Annotated in this window: 16 protein-coding genes; 10 read left to right on the top strand and 6 right to left on the bottom strand. The window is 68.7% G+C overall.

What is annotated here, in order from left to right:
• The first annotated feature begins 42 nt into the window (after positions 1-42).
• The 3 genes from OG558_RS21050 (at position 43) to OG558_RS21040 (ending at position 1965) form a co-directional block, all read left to right on the top strand.
• Positions 43-561 carry a dihydrofolate reductase family protein gene (locus OG558_RS21050; protein ID WP_405071768.1) on the top strand — a complete coding sequence of 173 codons (519 nt, stop codon included), beginning with the start codon at positions 43-45 and terminating at the stop codon, positions 559-561.
• Positions 562-1191: an HAD family hydrolase gene (locus OG558_RS21045; RefSeq protein WP_405071767.1), complete on the top strand. Its 630-nt coding sequence runs from the start codon at positions 562-564 to the stop codon at positions 1189-1191.
• Between the two features lie 84 nt (positions 1192-1275).
• Positions 1276-1965: a 2OG-Fe(II) oxygenase gene (locus OG558_RS21040; protein WP_405071766.1), complete on the top strand. Its 690-nt coding sequence runs from the start codon at positions 1276-1278 to the stop codon at positions 1963-1965.
• A gap of 176 nt (positions 1966-2141) precedes the next feature.
• Here the strand turns inward: OG558_RS21040 and OG558_RS21035 are convergent, their stop codons facing one another.
• The gene (locus OG558_RS21035; protein ID WP_405071765.1) at positions 2142-2780 is read right to left on the bottom strand and encodes a hypothetical protein; all 639 of its coding nucleotides are present in this window, start codon (positions 2778-2780) and stop codon (positions 2142-2144) included.
• A gap of 25 nt (positions 2781-2805) precedes the next feature.
• Here OG558_RS21035 and OG558_RS21030 point away from each other — a divergent pair, with 25 nt between their 5' ends.
• The 4 genes from OG558_RS21030 to OG558_RS21015 all read left to right on the top strand — a co-directional run bounded on the left by OG558_RS21030 (position 2806) and on the right by OG558_RS21015 (position 5973).
• Complete coding sequence (locus tag OG558_RS21030; protein WP_405071764.1) at positions 2806-3246, top strand: GNAT family N-acetyltransferase; 441 nt, start codon at positions 2806-2808, stop codon at positions 3244-3246.
• Positions 3247-3253: 7 nt separating this feature from the next.
• Entirely contained in the window at positions 3254-3979 is a 726-nt protein-coding gene (locus OG558_RS21025; protein ID WP_405071763.1) for a phosphatase PAP2 family protein, read from the top strand.
• A 70-nt stretch (positions 3980-4049) separates the two neighbouring features.
• On the top strand, positions 4050-4919 hold the full coding sequence (locus OG558_RS21020) for an LLM class flavin-dependent oxidoreductase (protein WP_405071762.1): 870 nt from the start codon (positions 4050-4052) through the stop codon (positions 4917-4919).
• A gap of 205 nt (positions 4920-5124) precedes the next feature.
• Positions 5125-5973: a formylglycine-generating enzyme family protein gene (locus OG558_RS21015; protein ID WP_405071761.1), complete on the top strand. Its 849-nt coding sequence runs from the start codon at positions 5125-5127 to the stop codon at positions 5971-5973.
• Here OG558_RS21015 and OG558_RS21010 read toward each other — a convergent pair.
• The 5 genes from OG558_RS21010 to OG558_RS20990 are packed head-to-tail and all read right to left on the bottom strand — an operon-like array spanning position 5966 to position 11285.
• Positions 5966-7144, bottom strand: a complete 1179-nt coding sequence (locus tag OG558_RS21010; RefSeq protein ID WP_405071760.1) for a glycosyltransferase 87 family protein — start codon at positions 7142-7144, stop codon at positions 5966-5968. The genes OG558_RS21015 and OG558_RS21010 overlap by 8 nt on opposite strands.
• 37 nt (positions 7145-7181) lie before the next feature.
• Positions 7182-8336, bottom strand: a complete 1155-nt coding sequence (locus OG558_RS21005) for a glycosyltransferase 87 family protein (protein WP_405071759.1) — start codon at positions 8334-8336, stop codon at positions 7182-7184.
• 26 nt (positions 8337-8362) lie between these two features.
• Positions 8363-9607 (bottom strand): MFS transporter, encoded by a 1245-nt coding sequence (locus OG558_RS21000; RefSeq protein ID WP_405071758.1) that lies wholly within the window; start codon positions 9605-9607, stop codon positions 8363-8365.
• Positions 9604-10032, bottom strand: a complete 429-nt coding sequence (locus tag OG558_RS20995) for a MarR family winged helix-turn-helix transcriptional regulator (RefSeq protein ID WP_405071757.1) — start codon at positions 10030-10032, stop codon at positions 9604-9606. The genes OG558_RS21000 and OG558_RS20995 overlap by 4 nt, the downstream gene beginning before the upstream one ends.
• Positions 9981-11285 (bottom strand): MFS transporter, encoded by a 1305-nt coding sequence (locus OG558_RS20990; protein ID WP_405071756.1) that lies wholly within the window; start codon positions 11283-11285, stop codon positions 9981-9983. The genes OG558_RS20995 and OG558_RS20990 overlap by 52 nt, the downstream gene beginning before the upstream one ends.
• A 127-nt stretch (positions 11286-11412) precedes the next feature.
• Here OG558_RS20990 and OG558_RS20985 point away from each other — a divergent pair, with 127 nt between their 5' ends.
• From OG558_RS20985 to OG558_RS20975, 3 genes are all read left to right on the top strand, one after another.
• Positions 11413-11985, top strand: coding sequence for a TetR/AcrR family transcriptional regulator (locus OG558_RS20985; protein ID WP_329474614.1), 573 nt, complete (start codon positions 11413-11415; stop codon positions 11983-11985).
• The gene (locus OG558_RS20980; RefSeq protein WP_405071755.1) at positions 11982-12500 is read left to right on the top strand and encodes an SRPBCC family protein; all 519 of its coding nucleotides are present in this window, start codon (positions 11982-11984) and stop codon (positions 12498-12500) included. Before OG558_RS20985 ends, OG558_RS20980 begins: the two co-directional genes overlap by 4 nt.
• Before the next feature lie 83 nt (positions 12501-12583).
• Entirely contained in the window at positions 12584-13552 is a 969-nt protein-coding gene (locus OG558_RS20975; protein WP_405071754.1) for an aldo/keto reductase, read from the top strand.
• Positions 13553-13575 lie beyond the last annotated feature (23 nt).

Genomic DNA, 13575 nt, shown 5'->3' with positions numbered 1-13575 from the left:
TTCCGGACCGGCAGGGTGGTGGTCGAACGAGAGGAGAACAGCATGACCGGCAAGGTTGTCTGGCACATGACGATGTCCCTCGACGGCTTCATCGGCGACCGGGACGACAAGCTGGACTGGAGCTTCGGCGTGAACGAGCCGTCCGAACTGGCGGCCGAGGTCATCCGGACCACGGGCGCGTTCCTGTGCGGCGGGCGACTCGTCGACGCGGTCGGCGACAACCGACCGTACGGCGGTGTGTGGACGGGCCCGGTCCTGATCTACACCCACAAGGACGCGGCGACCAATCCGGTCCCGGAGTTCACCTACGTCTCCGGCGACATCCGCGACGTCATCGCCAACGGCCTGAAAGCCGCCGACGGCAAGAACCTGGTCGTCACCGGCGGAGCCGTCCCCCGCCTGACCCTGGACGCCGGCCTGGTCGACGAGATCGTCCTGCACATCGTCCCCGTCCTCCTCGGCGAAGGCGTCCGTTTCTACGACAGCCCCGGCGTCGAACCGACCAACCTCAAAGTCCTGACCACCGAACGCACCAACTTCCGCTTCGAGGTCATCAAGTAGATGGTCCAGCGCTTCGTCGTCCTCGATGCCATGGGCGTCCTGTACCGGCACGGCAACGTGGTGAGCGGCGTCCTCATCCCGTACCTCCACCGGCACGACTGCCCGCGCACCGAGGCCGAGATCCGCGACGTGTACCGCCGTTGCACCCTCGGCCAACTGTCCACAGACGAGTTCTGGGCGGCGGTGGGCGTCGGCCGGACAGCGTCCGACAGCGACTACTGCCGCAACCATCAGTTGACGGTTGGCACAGTCGACATGCTGCGGGGTCTCCACGAAGCCGGTGTCACGGTGTTGGTGCTCACGAACGATGCCGGGCCATGGTCCGCCCACCTCCGGCGACGCTTCGGCCTCGAGCCGTACGTCGACCACTGGTACGTCAGCGCCGAGATCGGTGCCCGCAAACCCGACGCGGCCGCGTACGACGCCGTACTGGCGCACCCCGGCCTCGACCCGGCTCACACGGTCATGGTCGACGACCGGCCGACCAACCTGGCCGCAGCCCGGGCCGCGGGTTTGTGCCCTGTTCTCTTCCACAGCGAGGACACCGCCGCCAATCCGGCTCCCGACCTCGATGTGGCCGGTGCCCGCAACATGCCGGAGCTGCTCAAGCTTCTGCTCGCGGACGGCTGATGCGGTGGCGGTAGGTCGCCTGGGTTGGACTCACAGAGTTGGGGTCTGGCGCGTTCCCTGGGTATGGACAGATACGCGCAGCGAGTGGCGAAAGCCGACTGGGACGCCGTGACCGCCGAGGTGAACGATCTCGGGTGCGCGCTGCTGCCCCGGCTGCTCACGCCCGCCGAGGCGGCCGGCATCGCCCGGCTCTATGACGACGTGAGCCGGTTCCGGGCCACGATCGACATGGCCCGGCATCGCTTCGGCGAGGGACAGTACCGGTACTTCGATCGTCCGTTCCCCGAGGCGATCGAGGCGTTGCGGCAGGCGCTCTACCCACGATTGTTGCCGATAGCACGCGATTGGTACGCCAAGCTCGGCCGCGACGCGGAGTGGCCGGACACGCTCGACGAGTGGCTCGAGATGTGTCACCGTGCCGGCCAGACACGTCCCACGCCGATTCTCCTGCGGTACGGCGCGGGCGACTGGAACGCACTCCATCGGGACCTGTATGGCGACAAGGTGTTCCCACTCCAGGTCGTGATCAACCTCAACGACCCCGGCGTCGACCACACCGGCGGCGAATTCCTGCTGGTCGAACAACGCCCCCGAGCCCAGTCCCGCGGCACCTCCACCCTCATCCCCCAGGGCCACGGCCTCGTCTTCACCACCCGAGACCGCCCCGTCCCCTCAACCCGAGGCTGGTCCGCCTCCCCCGTCCGCCACGGCGTCTCGACCATCCGCACCGGCCACCGCCACACCCTCGGCCTCGTCTTCCACGACGCGAAGTAGCCGGTGGGGCAACTTCAGGGGAGAACCTCGCAGATGCACCCTTCTACCTACCGCATCCCCGTGGTGAAGGGTCCAGATCAGGGGTGAACCCCTGATCTGGCCGCCGGGCCGGCTTCGGGGTGGGTGGCACTCCGGATTCCCCCAACCTTGCTTGACGCTGCGAAGGCGGTGTCCTTCTACTCGGCGGAGGCCAGTTGTTCGCAGATGTTCCAGGCGGATCGGCGGAGGAGGGCTGCGGTGTCAGCAGGCAGGCCCTTGACTGGTACGTCGGTGCCGACTGGGTCCTCGTTCAGTAAGGCGATGAGGAAGACGCAGGCCGCGAGGTAGCTGCCGGCGAGCGCGGGGTGACTGTTGTCCGCGTCGTGGAGGACGGGTTCGTCGTACTGCGCCAGGAAGCGTTCCCAGACCATCCCGACCGGTACGAGCGTCGCACCCAGCTCCACCGCGCTAGCGGCGTACGCGTCGGTGAGGGCCTGTTGGGTCTCCGGGGCGTTCCGCCTCGCCCAGGTCTGGTAGAGGGCGGTCCGGAGGCCGGCGGCCGAGATCGCGGCGTGGAAGTCGCGGGCGCTGTCCCGGAAGCGCGCCGGGCTCTTGATCGGGAGCGTGCTCTGCTCCTGCAGTACGACGGTGTCGAAGTCGCCGGTCGCGATCGCCTCGAGGGCCTTCCCGGCGTTGAGGTGCTGGCGCAGGGACGCACCGCCGGCCGAGATCAGCTTGTGCTCGAGATCGATCCCCCGGGCGCCGGCCAGACCCTTGAGCAGGCCGGGCAGATTGTTCCGGGCCGTGAAGCTGTTACCGACAAAGAGAATCCGCACACCCGGACGCTACTACGCTGGGGAAGTGACTGAACTTCGGATCGTGCCGGTGACGGACGACGCGACGGTGCTGGACTGGCAGCGGGTGCACAACGAGATCATCCCGACCGCGCCGCTGTCGGTGGACGACATCCGCGAGCGCGCCACCCGCAACGTGCTCGAGGTCGCGTACGCCGGCGACGTACTGGTCGGCTGCTCGACCGTGCGGCCGCCCTCGGAGGAGACCGAGGCGGTCACGGTGATCGCCCGCATCCTGCCCGAGCACCGGCGGAAGGGGTACGGCGAGACGCTCTACCAGCACTGTCTCGCGAAGGGCCAAGAGCTCGGCGGGAAGGGCGTCGAGACCCACATCCTCGCCACCAACGAGGATGGCGTGCGGTTCGCCAAGGCCCACGGCTTCACCGAGGTCGAGAGCTACCTCCTCCCCGGCGATACGGTCCCGTTCATCGAACTCCACCTCGCCTGAGTGTGAAATGACGTCAAGCGGCAGGACCAGCGAGACCGGACACCGGTACGGCGTGCTCGCCGCGAGCGCGGTCGTGGTCGTGGCCGGGACGCTCGGGCTGATCGTCCTGGCCGACGCGGCGACCGAATCCGACGGGTTGGCGGCGTTCGATCCCGAGCTGACGGCAGATGCCGTGTCACACCGGACGACGGTCCTCACCGCGATCGCCCGCACGTTGACCTTCATCGGCAGCGCGGCGGTCCTCATTCCCCTGACAGTTGTCGCGGCGCTGGTCCTGTGGCGCTGGACCCGATCATTGCGAGCCCCGGCCGTGCTGGTCCTCGCGATGATCGGCTCGACAGTCTTGACGAGTGTGTTGAAGGCGCTGATCGGGCGTGCGCGACCCGATGCCGCGCTCGTCCTGGGTCCTGTCACCGAGACGTTCGCGTTCCCGTCCGGCCACACCCTGAACTCGACGGTCTTCTACCTCACCCTGGCCGCGCTGGTGTGCGAGAGAATCGACTCGCGCCGGACCCGGACCGCCGTTCTCGGGGTCGCGGTGGTGATAAGCATCGGCATCGGCCTGAGCCGTGTCTACCTCGGCTACCACTGGGCCACCGACGTAGTCGCCGGCTGGACCGTCGCGATCGTCTGGCTGGTGATCGTCCTGAACGCCGCCGCCTTCATCCGCAACCGTCTCGACCAACGCCGCGACGGGCCTGCGCCCGCGGCGGAAGGTTCACCCCCGCACTGACCGCAGTCGTCCGGCTCCTGCGGTGGCAAGTCGATTGCCCGGGCCCAGCGCGATGGGTGAGGATGCTGGGGTGCGCTTTTCGATCAATGTGCCGAACTTCGGGGACTTCGCTGACGCTCGTACGGTCGCGCGGGTGGCTGCCTCGGCTGAGGAGGCGGGGTGGGACGGGCTGTTCGTGTGGGATCACGTGGTGCACAGCAAGGAGCAGCGGCGGGGGCAGGCGTTCGGCGATCCGTGGATGTTGCTGACCGCGGCCGCGCTGGCGTCGTCGCGGATCACGGTGGGGCCGTTGGTGACGCCGGTCGCGCGGCGGCGGCCGGAGCAGCTGGCGCGCCAGGTGGCGACGCTGGATGCCCTCAGCGGTGGACGGGTCATCTTCAGCGCGGGGCTCGGTGGGCCGATCGCGGACGAGTTCGGCAGCTTCGGCGACGTGACCGATCCGAAGGTGCTGGCCGAGAAGCTCGACGAGGGGCTCGACCTGCTGGCGGCGTACTGGTCCGGTGAGACCGTGAACCACGCCGGCAAGCACTACCGGGTCGACGACGTGACATTGCTGCCGGCAACGGTTCAGCGGCCGCGGCCGCCGGTGTGGATCGCGGGCTACTGGCCGCGGAAGGCACCGATGCGCCGGGCCGCGCGGTGGGACGGCGCCGTACCGCTGTTCCAGAACGCCAACCACGGCGAGGCTCCGCCGGTCGACGAGCTGCGTGACCTCGTCGGCTTCCTCCGTGACCAGGGTGGTGACCGGAGTACGCCGTACGACGTGATCGTCGGCGGCATCAGTCCGGGCGATTCCGCGAAGGCCCGGGCTCTGATCGAGCCGCTCGCGGAAGCCGGCGCGACCTGGTGGGACGAACGCCAGCTGATCATCGGCACCGACTTCTACCGCCTGGAGCCGGTCCTCCGCCGCATCGAGCAGGGCCCGCCCAGCCTCGGATGACCGACCGGGACTCGATCACGCCGGGCCTGCGACTGGCAGATCGTCGTCTACCTCAACCATCAGGAGCTGCGGTTACTCGCGTCAGCGTGACTTGAGAGATCCTGGAGGTATGAGCGACGAGCATCCGTCCTGTTGTGCCCCACCGCGACCGGTGGCTGAGGCCTCGACTCCGCCGCCCGTGTCTTCGGAGACCGGGCAGCACGGGGTGGAACAGGTTGTGCTCGACGGTGGCGAGTTCGCCATGGGTGACGGGACCGGGGACGGGAACGCCGGAGATGGCGAGACACCGGTTCATCGGGTCCGGCTGGCGCCGTACAGTATCGATGCGTCGAGCGTGACGAATGCGGACTTCGACCGATTCGTCGAGGCGACCGGGTATCGGACGGAGGCGGAGATCTTCGGCTTCTCTGCCGTCTTCCACCTCGCGTTGGCGGCCGAGCCGGACGAGGTGATGGGGCCGGCGGCGGGTACGCCGTGGTGGGCCGGGGTGCGAGGCGCGGACTGGCGTCACCCGGGTGGGTCCCAGTCCGACCTCGACGGACTCGACGACCATCCCGTCGTCCATGTGAGCTGGAACGACGCGGTCGCGTACTGCCGGTGGGCCGGACGCCGCCTGCCGACAGAGGCTGAGTGGGAGTTCGCGTCCCGGGGCGGCCTCGAGGGCGCGCGGTATCCGTGGGGCGACGACCTTCGTGACGACGGGGCTTGGCGCTGCAACATCTGGCAGGGCCAGTTCCCGGGCGTGAACACAGAAGACGACGGTTACCTCACCACTGCGCCGGTCCGCAGCTTCGAGCCGAACGGATTCGGCCTGTGGCAGACGGTCGGCAACGTCTGGGAGTGGTGCGCCGACTGGTTCGGCCCGCGGTACTACAAGTTCTCCCCCGATGCGGACCCGCAGGGCCCGTCGCTCGGCGCGGCCCGGGTGATGCGCGGTGGTTCGTACCTGTGCCACGACTCGTACTGCAACCGCTACCGCAACTCCGCCCGTTCCTCCAACACCCCCGAGTCGTCGATGGGCAACACCGGCTTCCGCACCGTCGCTCTCAGCTGATCCGTTCGTGGTAGTTCCCGACCTTGAGGCGCGTCCGGTGCCGGCAGCCGGCCGCCAGCACGAGCGCGCCGGCCAGTGTGAGCCAGAGATAGGCGTTGCCCGCCACCTGCTGGCCGAACGACCAGCCGAGCTCGCGGTTGTTCGATCGCGGTGGCCACCAGATCGGCGCGACCACGAAGGCGGCGTACCAGGCGCTCGCGACGACGATCCGGGCGCGGCCGTCCAGCACGCGGGCCAAGGCGATGCCGCAGGGCAGGGTCCAGACCCAGTGGTGACTCCAGGACACCGGTGAGCAGAACAGGCTGATCAGGCCGCAGACGGAGGCGGCCGCCAGACGTTGCCCGCGCAACCAGAGCATCCGCGACAGCCACAGGCCGGCGCCGGTGGTGAGTACGACGAGCACCAACCAGGCCGGCCCGCCACCTGCGAGATCACCGGACCGTCGGATCAGGAAACCGTTCCAGGATTGGTTGCCCGCGTACGCCAGTCCGCCGATCCGGGTCGTCTCGCCCAGCAGGTGGGTCCAGTAGTGCAGCGCGGTGCCCGGGGCGACCAGGAAGCCGAGCACGACCGTACCCAGGAACGTCGCCGCGGCGTTCGCGAGCGCCCGGCGCTGCCGGGTGACGAGCAGCAGGCCGAGGAACACCAACGGCGTGAGCTTGATGCCGGCCGCGATCCCGATCCAGAGCCCCCGGTGCCTGTGCTTGCCGTCCAGGAGGTCGTACAGGATGACCGCGCAGAGGATCAGATTGATCTGACCGTAGGACAAGGTCTCGCGGACCGGCTCCAGCAGCAGCGACGCGGCCACCAGCATTACCAGGACGGGGGGATGCGGTTTCGCGGTGAACGAGCGCAGGCAGAGCCGCCAGATCGCGGTCAGCGCGACCCCGGAGGCGACGATCGAGGCGGCGTACGCGAGCGGCCAGGTCAGCACCGCGAACGGGATCATCACCAGCGCGCCGAACACCGGGTAGGTGAACGGCATCGCGATGTGCGGCAGCCGGGCGTCGTACAACGCCGGCGGATCGGTCAGCATCGTCCAGCCGCCGAGCCGATACACCTTCAGGTCGGCCCCGGTGTGGTCCCAGAGCAACGGCAACAACGCGCCCACCGTGACCACCACTGCCACGGCCAGCCACCACAGGACCGCCGTCCCCCTTTTCCACTGCACCAGTCCACGTTCTCACGCGACCTGGTGCGGATCCGGACTATGCCGCTGGCAGCTTCCGGCCAGAGGTAACTGGTGCCCGCAGCAACGACCGGGCCAGGACGCCGGCTACGGCGAGCGCGGCGATCAGGTAAGCGTTCCCCAGAACCTGCTCGCCGGCCGACCAGCCGAGCTCGCGGTTGTCGTGATCGGGCGGCCACCAGATCGGGCTGATCGTGAACACACCGAACCAGGCAAGGCCGGCGAGCACCCGCCACCGCGGTACCACGACCTGGAGCAGAGCCACCCCGAGCGGGATCACCCAAACCCAGTGGTGGCTCCACGAGACCGGCGAACAGAGCAGGCCGATCAGCCCGCAGATCGACACGGCGGCGAGTCGTTGATCGCGCAACCACAGAACCCGGCACAGCCACAGCCCACCGAGCCCGGTGAGCAGTACGAGGACGTACCAGAGCGGCCCTCCGCCGTCGAGGTCCCCGGTCAGCCTGATCAGGAAGGCGTTCCACGACTGGTTGCTCGCGAACGCCAGACCACCGGTCCGCGTCGGGTCGGATATCAGCGAGGTCCAGTACTGCCGCGACGCGTGCGGCGCGATCAGGAAGCCCAGGACGACCGTCGCCAGGAAGCCGGCCGACGCGTGCGCCAACGCCCGCCACTGCCGGGTGACGGCGAGGAACGCGAGGAAGACGAGTGGGGTCAGCTTGATGCCGGCGGCTACACCGATCCAGAGTCCACGGCGATGATGCGTTCGATCCAGGACGTCGTACAGGATCAAGGCGCACAGCATCAGGTTGATCTGGCCGAAGCCGAGTGTCTCCCGGACCGGCTCGAGCAGCAGCGACCCCGCGACGACAGCCAGCAGGAGCGCGGAGGACAGCGGAACCGACAGCCGCCAGATCGCGACCAGGCTCAGCACCGTGCCGAGCGTCCAGACGACCGCTGCGACCGGCCACGGCAGCAAGGCGAACGGGACCATCAGGATCGCCGCGAAGGGCGGGTAGGTGAACGGCAGTACGGTCCCGGCGAGCTGTACGTCGTACAGCCTGGACGGATCGTGCAGCAGGGTGCTGCCACCCAGACGGTAGACCTTCAGATCGACCAGGGAGTGCTGCCACAACATCGGCAGCACGATGCTCGCGATGATGCAGACCCCGATGGCGGCTGCCCAGAGACCCGTCGTCCCGCGCTTCCCCATAACTCCAGATCCTGGCACAGGCCCGGTCAACCGCGTGGAGCAGGCCCGACCGACTCGGCGCCGACGCGCAGGCCGGGAGTAGTGACGGCGACGGTGGCGACCGCGGCGATGCAGAGGATGGCACCCGAAGCGAGGGCCGTGACCGGTGAGGTGAGCTGGGCGACCAGACCGCCGCGGAGGTTGCCCAGGTCAGGCCCGGCCTGACCGACGATCTGCTCGGCGGCGCTGACCCGGCCGAGGAGTTCGCTCGGCGTGTGAAGCTGGATGATCGTGCTCCGGGAGACGACCGCCACCGTGTCCGCGGCGCCGGCCACCCCGAGGAACACCAACGCCAGCCAAGGCACCGGCGAGAACGTGAACAGAACAAGGGCGATCCCCCACCCCGCGGATCCAGCGAGCATCACCACGCCGTGTCGTGGCAGCCGGGTGAACGCACCGGACAGCACGGACGCCGTGACGCCACCCACCGCGATCGCGGTCAGGAACAGGCCGAGCGTCCGCGGATCGTTGCCGAATCGCTCCGCGTTGATCACCGGGAACAGGCTGATCGGCATCGACAGCACGGTCGCCGCGAGATCTGTGATCAACGCGCCACGGATCACCGGCGTCGCCACGACGAACGCCAGCCCGTCCCGCACTCCCCGCAGCCCCGGCTTGGCGACCGCCTCGACCCGCAGGCGCGGGAGTCCGAGTACGCCGTACAGCGCGGCCAGGAAACTGAGACAGTCGATCAGGTAGCAGGCGCCTGCACCCCAGACACTCACCACCAGACCGCCGATGGCGGGACCGAGCAGCATCGCCGCCTGGAAGGCGATCCGGTTGAGGGCGATCCCGGCGGCGAGGAGCTCCCGGGGCAGCAACTGCGGCAGGACGGTCCGCGCGACCGGCCCGGCCGCGGCCGCGAACGACGCCTGCGCCGCGACGAGCCCGAGCAGTACGCCGACCGGCACCGCACCGATCACCAATTGGCTCGCCATCACGGCCGAGGTGATCAACTGCCCGCACGTGGTGATCAGATAGAACCGCCGTCGCTCGACCCGATCGACGAGCACACCCGCGAACAGCCCGAGCAGGATCAACGGCAACGCCTGCGACAACCCGACCGCGCCGGTCCACGCCGTACTCTGCGTCTGGTCCCACACCTGGAACATCACGGCGACGAATGCCAACTGGCCGCCGAACGTCGACAACAACTGCCCGACCCACAACCGCCGGAACACCGGAGCGGCCCGCAACGGCTCCAGGTCGATCAGCGCATGCTTGACGCTCACTGCTCCGGCTCGACGCGGTCGAGCTTCTCCGCGATCCGGTCGTGGAAGCTCTTGCGGGCCAGGGCTTCCTCGACGTCCCGGACCACCTGCGTCATCGGATACGGAAGCTCCGCTTCCAGCTCGGTGATCGCGGCCTCGGTCGCCCGCCACTCGGCCGCCAGCAGCTCGACGATCTTCTTCGCCTTCGCGGTCAGCGCGACCTTCTTGCTCCGGGCATCGGTCCCCGGCACGGTCCGCACCAGCCCCGCGGTCCGCATCGCCGACACCTTCTGACTGAGCGCGGAATGCGTCCGCCCGACCGACTCGGCCAGCTCGGTGATCGTCATCGGGCCCTTGGCGTGCAACCGCAACAGCTCCATCACGAAGCTCGGCTTCAGCCCCTTGATCTGCCGGTCGGTGTAGATGCGCCCGATGTCGGCGTCCATCCGGGTCTGCAACTGGTGCAGGCCTCGCCACTGACTCTGCTCCGTCGGATCGTCCATGGCAAAATCATAACAGCACTTATATAAGTCCTGTCGGGCCGAGCCCGGCGGATCCAGCTGAGGGCCAGTACGGCGGCCAGCACGCTGATGGTGACCAGGGTCGCGAAGCCGTACCGGGTGTCGGTGCGTCCGGTGACGATCGAGGTCACCAGCATGACGACGACGGTGGCGGCGAGACCGTAGCCGTTGGCGACCCCGAACGCGTGCCCGACCCGCGACTGGTCGACCGACGTCATCAGCAAGGACCGGGCCGCGATCCGCGCCTGCCCGAACACGAACGCGCCGACCAGCACCAACCCCATCAGCGCACCGACCCCGAACAGCGGCTGCAGGACAAGCAACGCGTTACAGGCCAGGAACCCCACCACGGCAACCCGAAGATCACCGAACCGTACGGCGGACCGCCGATAGGCGACCGCGGCGAGCAGGAACCCGGCGCCCCCGAGCGCGTCCACAACACCAAGGACGGCCGGACCACGATGCCACTCACCGACGAGGAGCACCGGCAGCAATGCGTTGAACACCGTGACCACCACAAGCCCCTGTCCGAACAGCAGTGCTAGCGGGCCAAGTGGCAAAACCGCTCCTCCGACGGACCGCACAGTCGGCACAGGATCACCGCCGGCATCCGCCACGGGCCGGCGGCGCGCGCCGACAGCGGCGACAAACAGCGCAGAGGCAACGAACGTGATCCCGTTGAACACGAACAGCGGCGTAGAACCGAAGTACTGCAAGGCGAATCCGCCAACCGATGCCGACAGCAACATCCCGCTCTGCAGCGCGATCTCGTAGTTCCCGTTGAACCGCCGCAAGTCCGCCACCGGCACGCGTTCCCGCACCAGCGCCGCACTCGCCGGCACGAACAGCGCGGCAACGACCGCGAGCGCGAAGTTGCTCCCGTACACGAGCACCTGCTGCGGTCCACCGAGCGCCAGCCCGACCGGCAGACACAGCGCCGCGACGGCACTCACCACATCACACCCGATCCACAGCCGGCGCCGATCGAACCGGTCCGCGAGCCGGCCGAAGTACGGCGAGAGCACCGCCTGTGGCACCGCGACCGCGATGAACAGCCAGCCGACGTCCAGCATCGATCCCTGCGCGCGGACGAGCAGCAGCGCGGCGCCGATCAGCTGGATGTTGTTTCCGAGGGACGTGATGAAGGCTGCCGGCAACAGCAGCTTGTGTCTGCGCATCCCACCACGGTCGCATCGAACACTGACAGTCGATGTCAGCGATTCTCTTCCGCTACCGCAGTTGCGTAAATCGACCGGCCGCGCTAACCTTTCTTTCCGACACCGTAGTAGCGAAAAGAGGACGGCGATGGTGGGACGAGGGCGGCCGCGGGATGCCGGGGTGGAGGGACGAGTACTGCAGGCCGCCATGGCCGAGATGCGCGCCCGCGGGTACGACGGGATGTCGGTCGACCGGGTCGCGGAGCGGGCCGGGGTGGCGAAGACCACGATCTACCGGCGCTGGCCGACCAAGGCCGAGCTGGTGATCGCGATGATCGCCGGGCTGCGTGACACCGTGCCGTTCGAGCCGACCCCGGACACGCGGCGCGACCTGACCGACCTGGTTACTGCGATCGTCGCGACTCTCACCACGCTGCCGGTCACGCTCATCGCCGACCTCGCCGCCGCCGCGGCCCGGGAGCCGCGAGTCGGAGAGAGTGTCCGGGCCCTCTGGACCGAGCGGCATCGCGCCGTCACCGCGGTCCTTGCGCAGGCCCAGGCGGACGGCCGCGTCCGCAGCCATGCGTCGCCCGCCGTGCTGGTCGACCAGCTCATCGGGCCGCTGTACTACCGGCTCCTCGTCACCGGCGAGCCGATCACGTCCGTCTACGCGAGGGAGCTGGTCGACAGCGTCCTCGGCCCCGATCTGGAGCAGTCATGAAGAAGAGAAAGAAGCTTTTCATTGCCCTCGGCACCTTTGTGGTGCTGCTCGCCGGCTACACGGTCGTCACGATCGTGCGGCCGCTCGTCCTGCACACCGAGCTCGTCGTCGACGCGACCCCCGAGCAGGTCTGGAAGGTGCTCGCCGACCGGCAGGCCTACCCGGAGTGGAATCCGTTCATCGTCTCCTCGACCGGTGACCTGACCACGGGCGGCACGATCACCAACGTGCTCCGCGACACGAAGGGCTCGGAGACCAGGTTCACCCCCAAGTTGCTCGCGGTCGAGCCGAACAAGGAGCTCCGCTGGATCGGCAAGGTCCCGCCCGGCGGGATCTTCGACGGTGAGCATTCCTTCCGCCTCGAGGCGCTCCCGGACGGCCGCACCCGTCTGATCCAGGAGGAGAAGTTCCGCGGCGTGGCAATCCCGTTCACCCGATCGTGGCTCACCAAGACCATCGAGCCGCAGTTCGTCGCGATGAACCACGCCCTGGCCGCCCGTGCCACGGGCTACTGATGCTCATACGCCGTACGCATCGAATGCCGGTAAAAGATGCATTGGACGGATGAGCGAGCCGCTGATTGGGTTGAGGTATGGAGATGCGCACGTTGGGACGAGTAGGGATCGAGGTCAGCCCGGTCGGATTCGGGTGCTGGGCGATCGGCGGTCCGTTCAGCAATCCGGCCGGCGAGCCGTTGGGATGGGGCGAGGTCGACGACGACGAGTCGGTGCGGGCGATCCGGCGGGCCGTCGAGCTCGGGGTGACGTTCTTCGACACCGCTGATGTGTACGGCGCCGGCCACAGCGAACGCGTGCTCGGCAAGGCACTGGCCGGGATCCGTGACCAGGTGGTCATCGCGACCAAGTGGGGCAACACGTTCGACGAGTCGACCCGGGTCATGCACCACCAGGACGACTCGGTCGAGTACGTCCACAAGGCCGTCCGGGCCTCCCTGGACAGGCTCGGCACCGACTACCTCGACCTCTACCAGTTGCACTTCGACACCACCGACGAGATCGCACTGCCGTTGCGCGAGGCGTGCGAAGACCTCGTCCGTGAAGGGCTGATCCGCAGCTACGCCTGGAGCACCGACACGCTGCACAGCGCGGAGCTCTTCGCCGCAGGTGAGCACTGCTCGGCGGTCCAGCACGAGGCCAGCGTTCTGCACGACGCTTCGGACTTCTTCGCGCTGTGCGAGCGGGCCGACCTGGCGAGCGTCAACCGGACGCCGTTGGGGATGGGGATCCTCGGCCGGCGGACCGCGGACCGGCCGGCGACCGGTGCGGACATCCGCACGCTGCCGCCGTCGTGGCTCCGGTTCTTCGACGAGGGAGGCGTACCGGCACCGGAGTGGTGGGACAAGGTGTCGGCGATCCGCGACGTACTGGAGAGCGACGGGCGGTCGCTGGCGCAGGGCGCGCTGGCCTGGCTGTGGGCGCGGAGCCCGCGGACGGTGCCGATCCCGGGCTTCCGCACGGTCGCGCAGGCGGAGGAGAACGCCAGCGCGATGCAGCTCGGCCCGCTCAGCGATGACCAGATGAAGGAGATCGCCGCACTGCTTGCGTGAGCCTCGATCGACTGGGTACTGCG

This window comes from Kribbella sp. NBC_01510, from assembly GCF_045040325.1.
Taxonomy (GTDB): Bacteria; Actinomycetota; Actinomycetes; order Propionibacteriales; family Kribbellaceae; genus Kribbella.
This window is presented reverse-complemented; position numbering and strand designations above follow the sequence as displayed.

Bases quoted from the DNA above. Each gene is read 5' to 3' on its own strand.
- OG558_RS20975 (WP_405071754.1), top strand. From the start codon at position 12,584: ATGCGCACGTTGGGACGAGTAGGGATCGAGGTCAGCCCGGTCGGATTC.
- OG558_RS21005 (WP_405071759.1), bottom strand. From the start codon at position 8,336: ATGGGGAAGCGCGGGACGACGGGTCTCTGGGCAGCCGCCATCGGGGTC.
- OG558_RS20985 (WP_329474614.1), top strand. From the start codon at position 11,413: ATGGTGGGACGAGGGCGGCCGCGGGATGCCGGGGTGGAGGGACGAGTA.
- OG558_RS20990 (WP_405071756.1), bottom strand. From the start codon at position 11,285: ATGCGCAGACACAAGCTGCTGTTGCCGGCAGCCTTCATCACGTCCCTC.
- OG558_RS21045 (WP_405071767.1), top strand. From the start codon at position 562: ATGGTCCAGCGCTTCGTCGTCCTCGATGCCATGGGCGTCCTGTACCGG.
- OG558_RS20995 (WP_405071757.1), bottom strand. From the start codon at position 10,032: ATGGACGCCGACATCGGGCGCATCTACACCGACCGGCAGATCAAGGGG.
- OG558_RS20980 (WP_405071755.1), top strand. From the start codon at position 11,982: ATGAAGAAGAGAAAGAAGCTTTTCATTGCCCTCGGCACCTTTGTGGTG.
- OG558_RS21050 (WP_405071768.1), top strand. From the start codon at position 43: ATGACCGGCAAGGTTGTCTGGCACATGACGATGTCCCTCGACGGCTTC.
- OG558_RS21025 (WP_405071763.1), top strand. From the start codon at position 3,254: ATGACGTCAAGCGGCAGGACCAGCGAGACCGGACACCGGTACGGCGTG.